Origin of the sequence: Bradyrhizobium sp. ORS 86 (genome assembly GCF_045571475.1) — a bacterium.
Lineage (GTDB): Bacteria > Pseudomonadota > Alphaproteobacteria > Rhizobiales > Xanthobacteraceae > Bradyrhizobium.
Map to the genome: position 1 here is coordinate 3,431,149 of NZ_CP120699.1, position 15,700 is coordinate 3,446,848.

A 15,700-nucleotide genomic window follows, 5' to 3' on the forward strand; every position below is an offset into this window, starting at 1 on the left:
TCTAGTCCGCCACGCGCTTGACGGTCGTCGTCGCTTCTGCGCGCGGCGACCGCTTCCGCAAGTTGGCGAGATCGATCGGGTTGCCTTGCTGCGCCGGAGTGTTGGCGTGCTGCGCGGGAAGTACACCTTTGCCACGCGCCGCGCCCGGCGGCTGATGCACGGCCTGTTTGGGGTGCTTCGCCTGGCGCGCCGACCAGGCCTGCGGCACTAGGCGGTGGGGACGGGCGGCAAGCAGCGTCAGGCGTCGCGCTTCCGGAATCCGAAACACGCTCGCCGCAGGAATCGGAAGCGTCGCGAAGGAGGCCGTCTGCGCAAGCTGCGGCTGCGGCCACTGCGTCCGGTTCAGCGGGGCGACACGGGCACGCTGCACCTGATCGAGCACCTCCGCATGGCGCCAGTCCATGTCGGAAAATGCCGGCGCCGGCAGCGTCATCGTCGCGGTGAAGACGAAATTCGGAATCGCCGGCCAGCGCGAGATCGCCACCGTCTCGGTCGGCGGGTGCAGGTACCATTGCTGCGGCTGGGTCGGCGTTGCCGGCCGGTCCGGTGTCGCGGGCACGACGTGGACGATGCGGTAGCCGCGCGCTTTCAGCTCGCTGAGGATTCTCGGCAGCGCCGCGACTGTGCGCGGCTGAATGTCGTGCAGCAGCAGGATGCCTCGGCCCTTGGCCTCGATCCGCTGCATCGCGAGGTCGTACACCCGCTGCGGCGAAATGTGCCGCCAGTCATCGGCCGGGAAGTCGGCGCTCCAGACCTGGATGCCTTGCGAGGCCAGATAGTCCTCCACGGCCGCGGCGCGCAGCAAGCCGGGAATCCGGAAGAACGGCGCCAGCTTGCTCTTGTCGCCGTTGAGCGCGGCGAGCGTCGAGGCGATGCCGTCGTCGATTTCCTGCCTGGCCTTGTCGACCGGCATCTTGTTCATGGTCAGCGGATGGTTCTGGCTGTGCGTGCCGACGGTGTGCCCGGCCGCGATGAGCTTGCGTACACCCTCAGGGTTGGCCCTGGCCTGGCTGCCGATGGCGAAGAAGGTCGCCTTGACGCACTGGCTGGCGAGGATGGCCAGGATCTGGTTGCTGTACTTCGGCAGCGGTCCGTCGTCGAAGGTCAGCACCACCTCGTGATCGGCGAGCGGCAACGTCTCCGGATATTGCATGGTGCCGATCCGCGGATGCTCCCTGGGATCGACGACGAGGGTACGGGAGGTGCCGAGTGCGTTGGGGTTGCCTGGGCAGTCAGCCGCAAGCGCGGCCTGCGCCATGAAGGAGCCCAGCAACGCCGCGCCGGCAGCGATCGATGGTCGCTTGCGGAGCCTCACCAGGACATTCGTAAACATTGAACCTCGGCCGCATTCCAATCGAACGGAGAATCCTTAATGGCGGCGCCATGAATGCTGCCTTAACGATTTGTAATCCTGGCTGGGCCTCTGGTTCAATGTGTCTGCGCGGAAACGGTCTTCGCCGCGGTCGGAACGATGTGGACCACGCGATAATTGTGCTCGCGCAAATAGCGCAAGAAGGCGGGTAGCATGTCCGCCGTTTGCTGCCTGGGGTCGTGGAGCAATAGTATTCCCTTGCGGACCGTTTCCAGCCGTCCCGTGAGCAATTTCAGCTCCTCCTCGGGCGTCATTTTGTTCCAGTCGCTGGCCCAGAAATCCGCCCCGAACACCGCGATACCGCGCTTTTCGAGCCGGTCCAGCAGGTGAGGCGTCGATTCGAAGTAGGGAAACCGGAAGAACGGTGTGGTCGGTGTCGTGCTCGACGTTCCGTGCAGGGCCTTTTCGACCGCAGAAATACCGTTGTCGATGTTGGCCTCGGCCGCATCCGGTGCGAGCTTGTTGAGGTGGGGATGGTCCCAGGTGTGATAGCCGATGGTGTGGCCGAGCCGCGCGACCTTGCGCACCATCTCGGGATGATCGGCGGCGCCGCGGCCGACCATGAAGAAAGTGGCGTGCACGCACTCGGCTGACAGCGCCGCCAGCACCTTGTCGGTGAGCCCCGGAGTCGGCCCGTCGTCGAAGGTGAGAACGATCTCGTGGTCCTCGAGCGGCAAGGTCTGCGGAAAACTCTTCAGCCCCACACGCGGATAGATCGCAGGATCGACCTCCAGCACCCGCGAGGTTCCCAGTGCATCCTTGTTCGGGCACTCGGCGGCGCGCGCGGGTGCGGCCAGGACGACCGGCGCAACCACGATCGCAACGAGGACTGCCAAGGTATTCGGGAGTAATCGCGGTCCGATGAACATATTTCTCATTGCGGAGGCCGTTGCCGATTAGGTAATCCGTTCCCGCATTACCGTGTTTTCCACTCCTGTCAAACCGGTGAGTTACGGCATGGCCGAGAAAATCGACGTGGCCGCACCGGCCGAGACGGCTGCCCTTGACCGCATGCCGATGCGGGACGGCGAGGGGCGCCTCCGCCACGAATTCGTCGAGGAAATCACGCGGGCGATCCAAGCCGCCGACCGGCCGTTGCTGTGCGGGGTGGTGGCGGAACTGCACAAGGCCGATCTTGGCGACCTGATCGCGGCTCTCGAGCCGGCGGACCGCGTCACACTGGTCGAGATCACCGGCACGGATTTCGACTTCTCCGCCCTCAACGAGGTCGATGAGGCCGTCCGCGAGGAGATCCTCGAGGAACTCAAACCGGAGACCGTTGCGGAGGGCGTCCGCGAGCTGGAATCCGACGACGCGGTCGAACTCCTGGAAGGGCTCGACGAGAAGGACCAGGAAGAGATCCTGGAGAAGCTGCCGCCCGCCGAGCGCGAGGATATCGAGCGCAGCCTGCTCTATCCGGAGAATTCCGCCGGGCGCCGGATGCAGACCGAGTTCATCTCGGTGCCGCCGACTTGGTCCGTCGGACAGGCGATCGATCATCTCAGCGAGACGCCCGACCTGCCGGACCGCTTCTACGAAATCTATGTGGTCGATGCCAACCGGCACTGGCTCGGCGCCGTTTCGCTGGACGTGCTGTTGCGCGCGCGTCGCCTCCTGCCGATCACTCACGTGATCGAGGAAGACCGTCGCCGCATCTCCGCGCTTGAGGACCAGGAAGAGGTCGCGCGGATATTCGGCAAGTACAATCTGATTGCGGCTCCCGTGGTCGACACCACCGATCGTCTGGTCGGCGTGATCACCATCGACGACGTGGTCGACATGATCGAGGAGGAGGCCGACGAAGACCTCAAGGCGCTCGGCGGCGTCACCCACCCCGAAGAGCTGTCCGACTCGGTCTGGACCATCGCCCGTGGCCGCTTCAACTGGCTGCTGGTCAATCTTGCAACCGCCTTCCTGGCGTCGTCGGTGCTCGGCCTGTTCGAGGGCCAGCTCGAGAAGATGGTGGCGCTCGCGGTGCTGGCGCCGATCGTGGCAAGCCAGGGCGGCAATGCCGCGACCCAGACCATGACCGTCGCGGTGCGCGCGCTCGCCACCCGCGAGCTCGGGTCCTTTAACGCGCTGCGCGTGGTGCTGCGCGAGACCATGGTCGGGCTCGTCAATGGCATCGCCTTCGCCATCATCACCGGCGTTGCCGCGGTGGCCTGGTTCAAGATTCCCGGCCTTGGCATGGTGATCGGACTTGCGATCATCTGCAATCTCGTCGCCGGCGCGCTCGGCGGCATCCTGATCCCGATGGTGCTGGAGCGGGTGCGGGCCGATCCCGCGGTGGCCTCGGGCACGTTCGTCACGACCGTCACCGATGTGGTCGGCTTCTTCTCCTTCCTCGGCATCGCCACGTTGTGGTTCGGCCTGAAATAGCGGGGTGTTGTCGCGCGATGCAGCCCCGGGACATGCGGCAGGCAGAGGCTCGCTTATCGTTAATCGTGCCTTAATCGCCATCACCGATGATGCCCCCATTCCCAAGAGGGGGACACCATGCAGCGCTTGCGGCTCAAGGCGGACGGACGGATCGTCGAATTGCGCGACGGGAAGGAAATCCCGCTCGCCCCGCAGCCGCCCATCGCGGCGGCACCGTCCGTGGCATCGCGACCGGCCGTGCGCGACCTGCGCCGCCGGGCCCAGCTCACCCAGCTCGAATTCGCCGCCAAGCTCGGCGTCCCCGTGGAAACCATCCGGAACTGGGAGCAGGGCAAGCGCGCGCCGCGCGGTCCGGCCCGCGCGCTGCTCGCCGTGATCGCCCATTCGCCCGAGACCGTGTTCGAGGCGCTGTCGAACGAGCCGACGCCGGCTTGAGCGGGGGAGGCGTGGCGCTCGCCGTTGCCGCGACCTCGATGTCGCCGCCCGGCTTGACCGGGCGATCCAGTATCCCAGAGACGCATGTACTTGAAGGGAGAGGCCGCGGCGTACTGGATGGCCGCCTGCGCGGGCCATGACGACTGAGAGGATATGCATCCGCGTTCTCGCGACATGAATTGTCCGAGCTTTGCTTCTCGTTTCGCCCTCTCTTGAACAGAGCGGGGGAGGCGTGACACGCGCCGTTGCCGCGACCTCGATGTCGTCGCCCGGCTTGACCGGGCGATCCAGTATCCCAGAGACGGCAGGGCTTGAGCCGAGAGGCCGCGGCGTACTGGATCGCCTGCCTTCGCCGGCCATGACGACTGAGAGGATATGCATCCGCGATCTCGCGACGTGAATCGTCCGAGCTTTTGCCTCTCGTTCCGCCCTCTCTTGGACAGAGGGCGCAGGGAAAGCCGGGTGCCGATCGCACCCATGGGCCCCGAGCAGGGGTAGAAAGCTCGGGGGTAGGACCACAGGTGTAACCGGAGCATTCCCGGCTTTCCCTGCGCGATGGGTTACGGCTTATACGTGCTCGCCCCGGCGAGACTGGGCTTGGTTGTCACCGCCGTTGCAAGACGCAATTGCGTCTTGCAACAGGACACCTGCCACTAGGGCGTCAGGCCTGCACGACTTCGCCGTCCGCCACATGCGCACTCGTCAGTTGCGCAAGCGGCGTCCACCGCATCCCGACCCGGCACTCGTGACGATCGCGACGCGCCCCTCAGGCGGGTGAGACGGGTTATTCATACACTGAGTTGCCATTCCGATAAACCGAAATATTTTTGCGCGAGAGGCTTGACCTGTCGGGCAACTCAGTGACCCACATTGCGACGGATCAATGGGTGGCTCGGCCATCAAGAAACCGGAGCGGGAAGCCAAACGTCAGTCCCGCACGGATTTCGTCGACAGGGTGCCCATTTGTGAAGGCCCGCCGAAACGCAACGTCGAAGCTCAGATTGTCGCGAACCTGCCAGATCAGGCCGACCAGGGCCGATATCGTTTCTTCCTTCCTGAACTCATTTTCGTAGAACACTTCCGCGACCGGCCTGACCGTCCATTTCGACGGTCCTTCGAGGATGGCACCAATGAAGACATCGCCGTGATGATCGCGGGTGAGCACGGTCTCGGCGTTGAGGTGGATCGTTCCCCAATCCCAGCGTTGCGAGACAATGCCCGCGAGGCTCGCGCCGACGCCGGACATTCCGGTGCTGTCCGGGAGAAGCACGCCGAACTCGGTGGCAATGCTTGGTCCGGTCTTGTCCTGCAAGCTTCCAGGCACGATGACGTGTTTGAGAAACGCCCCCGCCGCCGTCAGGCTCGTGGGGCCGGAAGGCGAGAGCGGGGTTTCGCCCTGACCCTCGAAGACGGCCTCCCAGTTCTCGCTCAGACCGTAGTTGAAGACCGTAGCGGGTGCGACGAGTGTCGTGCCTTCCACATCATGCCGACGTCCGGCGGGCTGCAGTTCGATCTCGACTTCGCCGGGAGCGGCGACGGCGGCATCGGTGCCGTCGAAGGGGCGATAGGCCCGCGCAGGAGCAGACCATATCGTCAAGCCCAAAATGATCGCCGGGCCCGATATCAGTAGCTTGTGAAGACGTCCTTGGCACTGGCTGGGTGTGAACATGCGCGTACCTCACGGCCACGAGCCTCAAGGGAGCGGGCGGAATATCCAGATCGCGGCCGGCTCGTTGGACGTTGCCCGTGCGGCGACGAGCAGACGATCAAGCTCCGGCGCGAAGAACGACGTGCGCGCGCCGCGCGCGGTGGGGATGCGGCTCAGCCGGCGATAGACGACGCCGTCGATCGCAAACACATCGACAAAGCCCTCCCCGCAACTCGCGTAGACCCGGTTGCGCTGTCGGTCGACGAAGAGGTCGTCGATATCGCCGCAAGTTTCGACGCTCGCAATTCGCTTTCCATCGGCCATGGCGAAAACGGAGAGCTCGGGCGGACTGCGGAAGGCCACCAGAATTCGCTTGCGATTGCGATCGATGGCCATCGCGAAGTTGCCGCCCTTGTCCATCGGCCAGCTCGCCAGCGTTGTTCCGGACGCGCCATCGACCACCGCGACCGCGTGGGCATCCGGCAGGTTGACGAAGATGCGCCGGCCGTCGGGATCGAGCTGAAAGCTCTCGGGATGCGCCCTCAGGCGGACATTCTCGACCCTGTTGCGCGTCGCTGCGTCAAGGACCGCGAGACCTCCGTCTCCGTAGCCGATGACGACACGCTTGGCGGCCGCATCGACGCGAATGTTGTCGGCGTCGCTGCCGAGCTCAACGCCTCCTGCCGCTTCGTAGGTTTCTCCCTTGAAGAGCTTCAGCGATCCGTCCCGTGCATTGGCAACAAAAAGCGTGTCGCTGGATGGCTCGTAGCCGACGCCTTGCGGCTCCTTCAGCCCGGTGATTCTCTGGATCACGCTCCTCCTTCCCAAATCCACGATGCTGACGGTGTCGTTGCCGAGTTCAGCTATGATGAGCCGTTGCCGATTTGGGTCGACCGCCATGTGGTCGATGCGACCGCGCACGTCGCCCAATGAGATCTTGGCCTCGAGCTGCAGGACGCTGTCTTCCGACTGTGCCAAGGCGGGAGCGCCGGTCAAAATGGCGATGCATGCCGATGCTGCTGATATCCTGCGAAACGGATATGTCATCACGTCCCCCCTACGTCTGGTCAGTGAACCATCACCCAGGTCGGTTGCAGCCATGGATACGCAATCAGACCGACAACGGCGGTCGCAGCGATCAGAAGCGGATTGCTCACCTTCCAGCGGAACAGGACGGCGAGCGAGATCGCGCCGACCAGCACTGTCAGCCAGTCGCCGATCGCGATCTTGCCGAGCAGTATGCACGCGCCGAGAATGGTTCCGATCGCGGCTGCATAGGCGCCTTTGACGAATCCCTGAACATTTGCGTTTTCGCGATGCCGGGCCAGTAGCGGCGCAACGATCAGCACCAGCAGGAACGAGGGCAGGAAGATGCCCACCGTGGAAACCAGCGAGCCCCAAAAACCAGCCACAAGGTAGCCGACAAAGGTCGCGGTAATCACCACTGGCCCCGGACTGATCATGCCGATCGCCACCGCGATAAGGAATTGCCGTTCGTCGAGCCAATTGTATTGCTGCACCAGCCCCTGCTCGAGAAACGGCACAATGACGAGACCGCTGCCGAATGTCAGCGCGCCGGCCTTGAGGAAGAACAGCAGAAGCTTGGAGAGCGTGGACCCGCTGACCGTCGGCGCGATGGGACCTGCGGCGGCCGGCACGACCAGGATTCCCGGCAGGGTCGTGGGCGTGCGCGTGAACAGGCTGCCATAGTAGAGAATGCCGACGATTCCGGCGCCGATGAATAGCAGCGCGACTTCGGCCTGGAGAATCACGGTGATGGCCAGGCAGACTGCCGCGATCGCCCATTGCAGCCAGTCCTCCATGCCCAGCTTGGCGAGCCGGTAGCAGGAGTGCAGGATCAGCGCGATGACCGCAGGGCTGACGCCGTAGAAGATCGCCGTCACCGGCTGGAGATCGCCGAGATGGACGTAGAGGGCTCCCAATGCAGCCACGATCACAAAATTGGGAAGGATGAAGCACCATCCGCCGACCCAAGCTCCCCAGAAGCCGCCGCGAAGCCAGGAGATGTAGATGCCGACCTGGATCGCCAACGGTCCGGGAAGCGATTGGCAGATCGCAATCGATTCCCTCATCTGATCCTTGCTCAGCCACTTCTTGCCATCGACCAGTTCGCGCTCCATCTGCCCGACGAGCGCAACCGGCCCGCCGAAGCCGAGAAAGCCGAGGCGCAGGAAATAGCGGGCCACTTCGGTCAGACGGTTGTGTTGTGAGATTGTTGGCGTGATCACCGCAGAAACTCCTTGGAAGGAATCTCGCGTCTCACGGCGGACAGGCGATGCCTTGACGAAGGCCGCCTCGCGAAAGCCCAAATCCGGCCAGCCGCGGCAGCATCCTGGAGCGCACGGCCCAAGGGGTCGATCAACGAGCGTGGAAGGTGTTTGAAAGATTGTCGGAAGGGAGCAGGCATGCAGCGTCCTTGTGAAAAGTTGGACGCGATTCTTGGGCATGTCGCCTCGCGGGGAGATCGCTTCCCCGTGGGACTTTAGTAACGGCAACAGGACGAAATTGTCAACGTCGCAGGAGCCGGATGCAAGCAGACTTATAGAGGGGTTCGACGCGGATATGTCGACGCACACACGCAAGTGCGCATGCGCGGTCGATCGCCATGCCGCGGCGGGTATGGATCAAAGGCGCGAAAGGTAGTGCGCGAGCGCCGTGATGGCGTCGTCGCTCAGCGGATAAGCAACGTCCGCCATGGCGGCCACGCCGCCTCCGGTTCGGGCACCCGCCTTGTAGTCGTGGAGCGCCTTGACGATGTATTCTTCTCGCTGACCCGCGATACGGGCCGCAGCCTTGTTTCCGGAGTAGTTATCGCCGTGGCACGCCGCGCATCGCCCGGCGGCTGCGGCCTGTTTGCCGGCTTCGGTCAACTCCGGATGATCGTCCGGCGCCTTGGCCGTGGAAGAATCGGGCGTCTTGAGTGAGGCAAAGTAGGCGCCGAGGTCGCGGACGTCCTCATTGCTGAGCTGCTCCGCGATCGGCGCCATCGTCTCGTTCTTGCGCGCGCCGCTGCGGAAGAAGATCAACTGCCATTGCAGGAAGAGGTCGGGCTGCGACGCGAGCGACGGGACATTCTCCATCGTCGAGATGCCGTTGTTGCCATGGCAGGTCGCGCACGCCTCGGCTTTGGCTCGTCCGTTGTCGGCATCTGCGGCAGCCGAGCCGACACTGGCCGCGATCGCGCCGGCTGCAAAGGCTAGTCGCAGCGGGAGAGGGAGAGGCCGGGTCATCGATCGTCGCAATCGTTCGAACGGCCGTTCTGCCACCGAATTCCTCATCAGCATTGTCCTACTGAGCGTCATCCTGAACGTCATCGCAGGTCGGGCGGCAATGGCGTCAGCTCTTCGAGCTCGCGGTCTTGTCGAGGGCGGCCCGCAAGCCCTTGGCGAGCTTGACGGCGTCGTCATTGGCCCAGAAGTGCATGAAGAACAGGCGCGGCTGTTCGTCCAGCATGTGGCTGTGCAGCGCGGTGACATCGATGCCATGCGTGCGCAGCTCCATGATCACCGGGTTGACCTCCTCGCTCGTCAGCACGAAATCGCCGGTGATCGCCGCCTTGCCTGCGCCGGTCGGCTGAAAGTTGATGCCGATGGCGAGGCCCAGGGGTGCGCCGGGGCTTAGCTGCATCCCTTCCTGGGAAATCGGATCGCGGCGCGGAACATTGAACTGGTAGACGCCGCCGGTGGCCTTGCCCTTGACGCCGATGATCTGATCGAGCTGGGCGGTGTCGAGATCGGGCGCTGGTGGAGGCGTGGCCGGCGCCGTGACCTTGAGCGGCGTCTTGCTTTCGGCGAGTCCATCGCGGATCGCCGTGGCGATCTTGATCGGGTCGCCGTGCCCGGCGATGTGCATGTAGAAGGTCGCCGGGCTCGCGCGGAGCAGGTGGTTGTGCACGGCGGTGATCTGCAGGCCGCTTGCGATCATCTTCATCATGACCGGGTTGATCTCGGGTTCGAGCAGCACCAGGTCACCCATCGCCATGACGCCATCGTGCACTGGCTTGAAAGCGACCCAGCCTCCGAGCGCCAGCGCTGGTTTGATGGTCACGCCATCAAGGGTCACCGTGAGATCGCTCCGTGGAAAGCCGTAGCGATGCACATCGTCCGTGACGGCCGGCTTCCGGCCCAGCGTCTCATCGACCTTCTGCCAATCGATGCTCTGTGCATGCGCGGTCGAGACAAATGGCTCCGCGAAGACCTGCCAGTCGATCGTCTGGGCGTTCGCGCCGGCGGCGGCGCAACAGGCACCGATTCCAATCAGTGCGGGGATGATGTTTCGCATGGTCACGCTCCTCGAACAGATGTCACGGTCGCTTCAGTTCGCTTGCGCGATGCAAGCTCCGTCGCTCTATTCCTTCGAAAGACCCACGATCGTCGGCGCGCCGGAGATGTCCTGCACCGAGATTTCCACGGGGTCGCCGAAGCGGACGGCATTGAACAGCAGGCCGTCTTGCACCTTGAATGGCTCCGCCCTGTCAGGGGACAGGCGGATCCTGATGGTGTCGTTACGTTCGTCGACGCTATCGACGATGCCGCGCAATTTCTCGATCGGTGGCGGACGGACGGTCGCGACCTGAGCCAACGCAATGACCGAGTCCTGGTTCCCGCCATCGTCCACTGGTGCCGACAGCGCCACGCTGGGCCACAAGGCAGCCACGCAGAGGGCCACCATCGATCTCATCATGGTCGTTCACTCCATCGCGTTGATGTCGATTGCTTCGAGACGCGTGACGTCTCAATCCCGTTCCTTGACTTGACCGCTGCTGTCGATCACCAGACGGACCTCCTTGCCGTTCTTCATCGCCCTGGCCGTCATGCCTTCAGCCGTCGACTTGATGTCGGTCACATCGGCGTAGCCGGCGGCCTTGAGCTTCGCGACCAATTCGTCCCGCGTCAGGGCAGAAGCGGGCGCGACTGCGCCCGCAATTGCCAAGGCGAGAAGCAGGTGAGCGAGCCGTCGTGTCTGCATGGTCGTCCTCCTGGTCGTCTCCTGCCCCAGGGTTTCGAGATGCGCGGCTCCTCGTCAAACGACGCTCGCGAGGTGCTGTGCGACATCCGTGATGCCGAAGGCCGGGCGATCGGTCACGGTTTCACCTTGCTGGTCGGCCAGTTGTGCGTTTCCTTGGTCGCGTCGCGGCACCAGCGATAGAAGGCGTCATAAATCAGGAGACCGGCGCTCAACTGTTCGAGGTCGTCGTCGAACATGCGCGACAGGCCGAGTGACGCGGCCAGCAGTCCGGGCGCCTCCGGTGAGAGATCGAGCCGTGCGGTGTCGGCCGCGCGCACCATCGTTGCAAGCCGTTCCAGCGCCGGAGTGGAGAGGCCGAACTCCTTGACCATGACGTCGAACGTGCAGAGTTCGCCCCGGTGGCTCCAGAACACATTCTCGATATCGAACGGCGTGGCCTCGAACTGTTCGGCCACGGCCTCGACTTCGGAGGAGGTGACGAACAGGAATACGGCGGCTGGATCGACGAAGCGGCGGATCAGCCACGGGCAGGCGATCCGATCGATCTTCGGCCGCGATCGCGTGACCCAGACGGTGCGGCCGCGCCCGTCACGCTTCGGAATTCTGTCTGCCGGCACAGTCGGAAATTCCGCCGCCCGCCAGCCGAGGTGGCCGCCTTCGAGTATTTCCGCCGAAACGCCACTGCACCGGAGCCAGGCCGCGGTGCCTTCGGCGAGCTTCTGACCTTTGTGGCAGACGACGACCACGGACTGGCCGGTCATTCGCGAGGCCCAGTCCTGGACGTCGAGATGCGACCGACGCGTCGCGCCGGGTATCAGTCGCGGATCGGCGGCGAAATCCTCGTCGGTTCGAACGTCGATGAGGGTCGGCGCGTTTGCCGTGCCGATCAGCCGCACAAGCTTTTCTGATGAGATGGAGGTGTACGATAATGACATGCTGCGTCCTTGGTGATCTGGACGCGATTCTTGGGCATGTCGCCTCGCGGGGAGATCGCATGTCCCCGTATCCGAATACAAAACCCTGTCGTCCGCGCTGTCAACCTCGGCAGCGCCTGGGCGACGTCAACGAATTGCGAAGCTGGTATGACAGGCCACTTGCCGTTTCGGCGGAACCGGGGCGTCGCGTTTGCCGGACGCGGCCCTCAACGCGCTCGCATTCGGCGCGCCGCGATCGCGATCGGTACGATGGCCAGCAGTTGCGCTATCACCGCGATCGCGACGGTCGCTGCAATGGAGACGTCGTAGAGGGCGCCAAGTGCCGCGCTGCCGACGAACCAGGCCACGCCGAATATCGCTCCGAACACTCCATACGCCGACCCCAGCCGCTGCTGTGCGACCATCTGCGCGACCGCAGCCTGCATAACCGATTCATGAGCGCCCAGTCCGATGCCCCAGAGCAGCGCACCGAACAGCGATAGCGTGAAGCCGCCGAAGAACGCCAGCGGTGCGTAGGCAGCGACCAGGACTGTTACCGGTACGAGAACGAGCATGCCGAGCCGGTCGAACAGCTTGCCGATGATGAGCGACCCGAGCCCGCCTGCGCCCATCGCCAGCGCATAGAAAACGGCTATCCAATCATTCGCAACGATCTGGCTCCGGCTGAAGTGAAATGAGATCAGCGAGAAATCGGCAAAGCCGAAGCCGACGAGACCGGCTCCCAGGCAGTACCACCAGTAGGCCGGCGGATAGCGGCCGACCTGCGAGGTCTGCGGCTCCCGCTCGATGCGGCCGGCATTCGGAAAGCTGGCGCGTGCACCGAAGACCAGAAGCAGCGTGATTGCGGCGGGCAGTGCGAGCAATGCGAATGCGAGGTGGAAATCTCCCTTCCAGGCGAGCAGGCCCGCGACGGCCAAGGGGCCGACGAGCGCGCCGAACTGGTCCATCGCTTCGTTGACGCCGAACGCCCAGCCGCGGCCCATCTGCTTGCCGGCCTGGGCGAGCATGACGTCGCGCGGCGGGTTTCGTGTCGCCCGGCCGATCCGCTCCAGCAGAATGAGCAGGGCGGCTACCGGCCAGCTTCCGCTCAGGGCGAGCGCGGGCACCGAAGCCATTTGCAGAACATAGCCGCCGAGCGTGATCGGCCAATAGAGGCGGCTGCGATCCGCCCAACGTCCCGAGACCAGGCGGAGCGCGTAACCGAGAAACTCGCCAAAGCCGGTGACGGCACCGACGATGAAGCCGCTCGCACCGAGCATTCCCAGAAAAGGACCGGTGACACTGCGCGCGCCTTCATACGTCATGTCGGCAAACAGATTGACCGCACCGAACAGAAGAACGAACGAGAGGCCGGATCTGGCCGACCAATTCGGCTGCGCTTGCTTGGACACTGATCGCTCCGTTCATCGCGTGCAATGGACGTGATGTCCATCGAGGCAACGGCGGGAGCGCTCGATCGGTCCGCATCGATGCTTTCAAAGCAGGTTGGACGATCGAATTTCCGAGGACCGCCGCGGCGCTGACCGGTTCGACCCGCGGCCAGGGGCGTTGAGCGGGCCGCCCTGCGATCGAATTCAGGCCAACGTTTGCCTAAATCCGCATCATCGGCTTGATCAAGGATCGTGCACTCAACGAAGATTTATCTCATAATATCAATATGATGACAGATATTGCATGCAGAATGCAAAATGTGCTTGTTGTTTCGCGCTGTCTGCAACAGACTTCACCCCCGGGCAGGGCAGGCGGATGACCTTCAATGGCGAACGGTCACGCGAGGAAAATCCAAGCCGCTGACAGGGGGTGAGCAATGAGCGAACAGGTTTCCACCATCGCGATCGCAGACGCGGCGAAACCGACCGGCGTGCGCTGGAAGATCTTCCTGCTGATGCTGTTCCTGATCTCGATCAATTACATCGATCGCGCCTCGCTCTCGGTCGCGATGCCGCTGATCGCGAAGGAGTTCAACATCGATCCGGCGATGCAGGGCCTGATCCTGAGTTCGTTCTTCTGGACCTATGCCCTGATGCAGGTGCCGGGCGGCATGCTTGCCGATCGTTTCAAGCCGCGCATCGTGATTGCGTCCGCAACATTGCTGTGGGGCGCGTTCCAGGCGCTCGCGGCGCTGTCCACGAGCTGGTTCCTGTTGCTCCTGACCCGGCTCGGCCTCGGCGCGTCGGAAGCGCCGATCTATCCGGCCGGCGGCAAGCTCAACGCGATCTGGATGACGCAGACCGAGCGCGGGCGCGGCGCCACCTTGCTCGACGGCGGCGCGCCACTCGGCGCCGCGCTCGGAGCGATCGTGATCGCGTGGCTGATCGCGGCGTTCGATTCCTGGCGGATGGCCTTTGTCATCGCGGGCGTCGGCACCATGGTGTGCGGTCTGTGGGCCTGGCACTACATCCGCAACGAGCCGAGGCAGCACCCGTCCGTCAACGAAGCCGAGGCGCGCTATCTCGAGGAGGCGCATGCGATCGAGGACGCGGCGACGCCGCCGTCGGCGGGAGGAAGCTGGATGGCCTATTTCCGCTTCCGCTCGGTATGGTGCATGTGCCTGGGCTGGATGTTCTTCAACACCACGTTCTATGGGCTCCTGACCTGGATGCCGAACTACCTGTACAAGGTGCACGGTTTCGACATCAAGGTGCTCGGCGGCGCCTCCTTCATCATCTTCTTCGCGGGCTTCGTCGGCGAGCTGGTCGGCGGCTGGATCGGAGATGCCTGGCGCGCCCGCGGCGGGGCGCCGAACACCGTGTTCCGCACCCTGTTCGGCATCGCCGCGATCATGGCCACGGTCTCGATCTTCCTCGTGGCCTATGTCTCCAATCCGGTCGCGGTCGTGGTGCTGCTGTCGACGACGCTGTTCTTCCTGCGCTGGTGCGGCATGTACTGGGCTATTCCGTCGGCGCTCGCGGGCCGCGGCAAGTCCGGCTTCCTCGGCGGCTGCATGAATCTCGGCGGCAACATCGCCGGCGTCACGACGCCGCTGATCGTCGGTTTCATCGTGCAGGCTACCGGCTCCTATTTCCTGGCGCTGATGTATTTCGCCGCCGCCGGCATTGCGCTGTTGATCTGCTCGACCCTGATCGACTACAGCCGCAAGCTACCAGTCTAGAACGGATGCGGCCGGGCCCATTCAGGGCCCGGCCCGTTGATGAGGCAGTGAATGACACGTCCCGTCCGGCTCGGCATGCTGACGCCGTCCTCGAACACCGCGCTCGAGCCGATCACCTGTGCGATGCTGGCCGGCATCGATGACGTGTCGGCGCATTTCTCGCGCTTCAAGGTGACGGAGATCGCGCTGTCCGAAGCAGCGCTCCGCCAGTTCGATGCCAGCGAGATCCTGCGCGCCGCCGTATTGCTGGCGCATGCCAAGGTCGATGTCATCGCCTGGAATGGCACCTCGGCAAGCTGGCTCGGCTTCGATCGCGACGAGAGCCTGTGCGAGCAGATCACGGCTTCGACCGGGATCACGGCCTGCACCACGGTGCTGGCTTATCGCGACCTGTTGCGGCGGATCGGCGCGAGCCGCATCGGGCTGGTGACGCCCTATCGCAGGGATGTCCAGGACAGGATCATCGCCAACTGGAATTCGGAGGGGCTGCATTGCTTTGCCGAACGGCATCTCTCCCTGCAGGACAATTTCTCCTTTGCCGAGGTCAGCGAAGCCGAGGTGGCAAGGCTGATCGAGGAGGTGGTGCGCGAGGGCTGCGATGCCGCGGTGGTGCTGTGCACCAACATGCGGGGCGCCGGCGCTGCCGCGCGGCTGGAGCAGCAGTTCGGCGTTCCCGTGCTCGATTCGATTGCGGTGACGCTGTGGGCGTGCCTTGTCGCGAGCGGCTGCGATCCGTCGCGCATCCACGGCTGGGGCAGCCTGTTCTCAAACCCCGATCTGCGGGCGGTGGGCGCCACCGGCGCGGCGTCGAGAGCCCGATAGCGGATAGT

Annotated in this window: 15 protein-coding genes; 4 read left to right on the forward strand and 11 right to left on the reverse strand. The window is 64.2% G+C overall.

Annotation, left to right across the window (positions count from 1 at the left end):
- Nucleotide 1: 1 nt before the first annotated feature.
- Nucleotides 2–1,333, reverse strand: a complete 1,332-nt coding sequence (locus P6U25_RS15690) for a polysaccharide deacetylase family protein (protein WP_407152038.1) — start codon at nucleotides 1,331–1,333, stop codon at nucleotides 2–4.
- 95 nt (nucleotides 1,334–1,428) lie between these two features.
- Nucleotides 1,429–2,241, reverse strand: a complete 813-nt coding sequence (locus tag P6U25_RS15695) for a polysaccharide deacetylase family protein (RefSeq protein ID WP_407152529.1) — start codon at nucleotides 2,239–2,241, stop codon at nucleotides 1,429–1,431.
- Between the two features lie 88 nt (nucleotides 2,242–2,329).
- Between P6U25_RS15695 and mgtE the strand changes: the two genes are divergently transcribed.
- Complete coding sequence (gene mgtE, locus P6U25_RS15700) at nucleotides 2,330–3,751, forward strand: magnesium transporter (protein ID WP_407152039.1); 1,422 nt, start codon at nucleotides 2,330–2,332, stop codon at nucleotides 3,749–3,751.
- 117 nt (nucleotides 3,752–3,868) lie between these two features.
- Nucleotides 3,869–4,186, forward strand: coding sequence for a helix-turn-helix domain-containing protein (locus P6U25_RS15705; protein ID WP_407152040.1), 318 nt, complete (start codon nucleotides 3,869–3,871; stop codon nucleotides 4,184–4,186).
- A gap of 880 nt (nucleotides 4,187–5,066) precedes the next feature.
- Here P6U25_RS15705 and P6U25_RS15710 read toward each other — a convergent pair.
- The 9 genes from P6U25_RS15710 to P6U25_RS15750 all read right to left on the reverse strand — a co-directional run bounded on the left by P6U25_RS15710 (nucleotide 5,067) and on the right by P6U25_RS15750 (nucleotide 13,149).
- Complete coding sequence (locus P6U25_RS15710; RefSeq protein WP_407152041.1) at nucleotides 5,067–5,855, reverse strand: hypothetical protein; 789 nt, start codon at nucleotides 5,853–5,855, stop codon at nucleotides 5,067–5,069.
- A 24-nt stretch (nucleotides 5,856–5,879) separates the two neighbouring features.
- Nucleotides 5,880–6,881: a YncE family protein gene (locus P6U25_RS15715; protein WP_407152042.1), complete on the reverse strand. Its 1,002-nt coding sequence runs from the start codon at nucleotides 6,879–6,881 to the stop codon at nucleotides 5,880–5,882.
- Between the two features lie 20 nt (nucleotides 6,882–6,901).
- Nucleotides 6,902–8,431 carry a chromate efflux transporter gene (gene chrA / locus P6U25_RS15720; protein WP_407152530.1) on the reverse strand — a complete coding sequence of 510 codons (1,530 nt, stop codon included), beginning with the start codon at nucleotides 8,429–8,431 and terminating at the stop codon, nucleotides 6,902–6,904.
- A gap of 48 nt (nucleotides 8,432–8,479) precedes the next feature.
- Complete coding sequence (locus P6U25_RS15725; protein WP_407152531.1) at nucleotides 8,480–9,085, reverse strand: c-type cytochrome; 606 nt, start codon at nucleotides 9,083–9,085, stop codon at nucleotides 8,480–8,482.
- A 106-nt stretch (nucleotides 9,086–9,191) separates the two neighbouring features.
- The gene (locus tag P6U25_RS15730) at nucleotides 9,192–10,136 is read right to left on the reverse strand and encodes a DUF1259 domain-containing protein (protein WP_407152043.1); all 945 of its coding nucleotides are present in this window, start codon (nucleotides 10,134–10,136) and stop codon (nucleotides 9,192–9,194) included.
- A gap of 66 nt (nucleotides 10,137–10,202) precedes the next feature.
- Entirely contained in the window at nucleotides 10,203–10,538 is a 336-nt protein-coding gene (locus tag P6U25_RS15735) for a hypothetical protein (RefSeq protein WP_407152044.1), read from the reverse strand.
- A gap of 51 nt (nucleotides 10,539–10,589) precedes the next feature.
- A complete protein-coding gene (locus tag P6U25_RS15740; protein WP_407152045.1) occupies nucleotides 10,590–10,823 on the reverse strand; it encodes a PepSY domain-containing protein in 234 nt (77 codons plus the stop codon).
- A 113-nt stretch (nucleotides 10,824–10,936) separates the two neighbouring features.
- Entirely contained in the window at nucleotides 10,937–11,758 is an 822-nt protein-coding gene (locus tag P6U25_RS15745; RefSeq protein ID WP_407152046.1) for a chromate resistance protein ChrB domain-containing protein, read from the reverse strand.
- A 206-nt stretch (nucleotides 11,759–11,964) separates the two neighbouring features.
- Nucleotides 11,965–13,149, reverse strand: a complete 1,185-nt coding sequence (locus tag P6U25_RS15750) for an MFS transporter (RefSeq protein ID WP_407152047.1) — start codon at nucleotides 13,147–13,149, stop codon at nucleotides 11,965–11,967.
- 416 nt (nucleotides 13,150–13,565) lie between these two features.
- Here P6U25_RS15750 and P6U25_RS15755 point away from each other — a divergent pair, with 416 nt between their 5' ends.
- Nucleotides 13,566–14,870, forward strand: coding sequence for an MFS transporter (locus P6U25_RS15755; protein ID WP_407152048.1), 1,305 nt, complete (start codon nucleotides 13,566–13,568; stop codon nucleotides 14,868–14,870).
- Between the two features lie 51 nt (nucleotides 14,871–14,921).
- Entirely contained in the window at nucleotides 14,922–15,692 is a 771-nt protein-coding gene (locus P6U25_RS15760; RefSeq protein ID WP_407152049.1) for an aspartate/glutamate racemase family protein, read from the forward strand.
- Nucleotides 15,693–15,700 lie beyond the last annotated feature (8 nt).